Annotated in this window: 1 protein-coding gene; it reads left to right on the top strand. The window is 58.8% G+C overall.

Annotation, left to right across the window (positions count from 1 at the left end):
• A partial coding sequence (locus JZX87_RS31155; RefSeq protein WP_206829663.1) for a dTDP-4-dehydrorhamnose 3,5-epimerase occupies positions 1-220 on the top strand: 220 nt, incomplete at its 5' end.
• Positions 221-243 lie beyond the last annotated feature (23 nt).

The raw sequence follows: 243 nt of genomic DNA, 5'->3' as shown, positions 1-243 counted from the left end.
ACCGCCCGGTTTTGCCCACGGTTTCTGCACGCTCGCACCCAATACCGAGATCAGCTACAAGGTGACCAACTATTACAACGCCGAACATGATCGTGGCCTGTTGTGGAACGATCCGGCGCTCGGCATCGATTGGCCGGTCGATGCGGACAAGGTAGCCCTTTCCGAGAAGGACAGGAAGCAGCCGTCGCTGGCCGACCTTGGCACCGTCTTCACCTATTGAGGCATACCTGATCTTGCCCGGAC

This window comes from Agrobacterium sp. Ap1 (assembly GCF_017313375.1).
Classification (GTDB): Bacteria; Pseudomonadota; Alphaproteobacteria; order Rhizobiales; family Rhizobiaceae; genus Neorhizobium; species Neorhizobium cellulosilyticum.
The sequence above is the reverse complement of the archived record's forward strand: the minus strand, read 5'-3'. Positions and strand labels throughout refer to the sequence as shown.